The following is a 2,795-nucleotide window of genomic DNA, read 5'->3' as shown; positions in this document are numbered from 1 at the left end:
ACGGCGGCTCGCTCCTTGCTTCGTCTAGCCGCCCCTTGGAATGAACGCGGCTACGCTTTCGCGCTCAACCGTCAGCGGTTCATCAACATCCAGTCTGGTGAAGGGGTCGTCCACACCGGTGGAAAGCACGCGGCTCCACTCGTTGATCTCGTTGACCTGAGGCAGACGGATCTCGCAATCTCCGCCGGCGTTGAGCACCGTGAACAAACCTGCACGCGTGTCGACGTCAGGCGTGTTGGCGCTATAGGAAATATAAACGCTGAGCAGACGAAGCTCCGGATCGTTCCAGTCCTCTTCGCCCATCAGTTGTCCATCAGGGCGATACCAGGCGATTTCGGTGCGCCCGTCCTCGCCGACTGCGCCGGTCAGGAAGCGTTCCTGGCGAAGCTCGGGGTACTCTTTGCGCAAAGCTATCATCTTCTGGCAGAAGGTCAGGAAGGGATCGTCAAGGCCGGACCAATCGACCCAGCCGGTTTCGTTGTCCTGACAATAGGTGTTGTTGTTTCCGCCCTGGCTATTTCCGACTTCGTCGCCCGCCACGATCATCGGCACGCCTTGGCTGAGAAGCAGGGTCGCCATCATGTTACGACGGCGGCGAGAGCGAGCTTCGCGGATGCCGTTGTCGTCGGTCGCGCCCTCTGCCCCCATGTTGTCGGAGTGATTGTCGGAATGGCCGTCTCGATTGTCTTCGCCGTTCGCATCGTTGTGCTTTTCGTTGAACGAGACTGTGTCCATCAGCGTGAAGCCGTCATGGGCAGACAGAAGGTTGACCGACGATGTCGAAGCGCGGTCGGAGTGATTGAACTGCAACTGCGAGCCGGTGAGCCTTGCTGCCATATCGGGCGCCATGCTGCCGTCGCCTTTCCAAAAACGCCTGGTGTCGTCGCGGAACTTGTCGTTCCATTCCCGGAAGGGATGTGGAAAGCCACCGACCTGGTAGCCGCCTTCACCGACATCCCAGGGTTCGGCGATGAGTTTCACGCCCGAAAGGATCGGGTCCTGACGTATCGCGCTGAAGAAGATGCCCTGGCGGTCGAAGTCGAGGTCCTGGCGCCCCAACGTGCTGGCGAGGTCAAAGCGGAAACCATCGACGTGCATCACGCCGACCCAGTAACGCAGGCTGTCGAGCACCATCCGCATGACCATGGGGTGCGCAACGTTCAGGGTGTTGCCGGTCCCTGTCGTGTCATAGGTGTGGCGCGGATCATCAGGCGAGAGGATGTAGTAGCTGGCATTGTCGAGCCCACGAAAAGAGAGCGTCGGCCCGCGTTCGCTGCCTTCGGCCGTGTGGTTATAGACCACATCCATGATGACCTCGATGCCGGCGGCGTGGAACGCCTTCACCATCGTCTTGAACTCGGTGATCCTGCTTCCCGACAAGTATCGCGGCTGCGGCGCGAAGAAGCCCAGCGTCTGGTAGCCCCAGTAGTTGGTGAGGCCTTTTTCGAGGAGATAGCGATCGTTTGGAAAATGCTGGATCGGCAGCAGCTCGATTGCTGATATTCCGAGTTTGGTCAGGTGATCGATGATCGGCTCACTGCACATGCCGAGAAACGTGCCACGCAGCTCATCGGGCACATCGGGGTGCGTCATCGTCATCCCGCGCACATGCGCCTCATAAATGATCGTATCCGTCCAGGTACGGCGGATCGCCTGGTCGCCGTCCCAGTCGAAATCCGGGTCCTGCACGATGCCCTTGACCATATAGGGAGCGCTGTCGCGGTCGTCGAAGGAGAGGTCATCATCCTTCGCACCGATCGTGTAGCCGTAGAGTGCATCGTCCCACTTGAGTTCGCCAAGAACCTGCTTGGCATAGGGGTCGAGCAGCAGCTTGTTCGGGTTGAACCGATGACCAGCCTGCGGGTCGTAAGGACCGTGGGCGCGATAGCCGTAAACGGTACCTGGGCCGACACCTGCGATATAGCCGGACCAGATGTCGCCCTCGCGTTTGGGAAGTGCCATGCGCGCGACCTCGTCCTTGCCATCGGGCGAGAAGAGGCAGAGCTCCATCTGTTCGGCATGGGCGGAAAACACCGCGAAATGCGTTCCCTGGCCGGTATATTCGGCCCCCAGTTCGGGCTTGAGAAAGTCGAGTTCTGAAAACGAAAAGCTCATGGAACGCCCCCGCTTGGTTGTTAGCCTGCAGGGAACGTTGTTGCGCTGCAAAAGTTCCTTGGATCGACGTCAGGACCTAATCGAATTGCCCCACTGCAAGTCAGGGCATGAGCTGTCCGCCGTTAACCTCGATGATCTGGCCGGTGACGTAGCCGGATAGCGTCGGCGATGCGAGAAACAGATAAGCACCGATGCAATCCTCCGGCGTGCCGACGAAACCCATCGGAATCGACTTGCGCTGCATCTCCATCTGTTCGTCGTTGGTATAGCGCTCGTGGAACGGCGTAGCGATCACCCCTGGTGCGACCGCGTTGACGCGAATGCGGTCGGGCACGAACTCCTTCGCATGGCCCCGGGTGATAGTGGAGACGAAGCCCTTGGCTGCGGCGTAAAGAATGGCGCCGCCACCACCGCCGTTTCGGGCTGCTATCGATGTGGTGTTGATGATGAACCCGCCCTGTTTTTTCAACCAGGGATGGGCCGCGCGGGTTGCAGCCAGCACGGAGCGCGCGTTGAGGTCCATCACCTTCTCGTAATGCTCGTCGGTGAACTCTGCCGTGGGCTTGCGGCCCAGCATGCCGCCAGCGTTGTTTACCAAGCCGTCGAGATGGCCGAATGTCTTGGCGGTTTCTTCGACAACGCGCTCGGTCTCACCCTCTTTGGACACGTCGCCATGGACG

At 59.9% G+C, this 2,795-nt stretch carries 2 protein-coding genes; both read right to left on the bottom strand.

The annotated features are described in order from the left end of the window. Nucleotides 1-24: 24 nt before the first annotated feature. Nucleotides 25-2,115: a glycogen debranching protein GlgX gene (glgX, locus tag B3605_RS16315; protein WP_296435065.1), complete on the bottom strand. Its 2,091-nt coding sequence runs from the start codon at nucleotides 2,113-2,115 to the stop codon at nucleotides 25-27. Nucleotides 2,116-2,215: 100 nt separating this feature from the next. After that, nucleotides 2,216-2,795: SDR family NAD(P)-dependent oxidoreductase (locus B3605_RS16310; RefSeq protein WP_296435063.1), on the bottom strand; the 580-nt coding region annotated here is incomplete at its 5' end.

This window comes from Rhizobium sp. UBA1881 (genome assembly GCF_002338015.1).
GTDB lineage: Bacteria > Pseudomonadota > Alphaproteobacteria > Rhizobiales > Rhizobiaceae > Rhizobium.
Note: the sequence above shows the minus strand (reverse complement) of the source record. Positions and strands in the feature narration are given on the sequence as shown.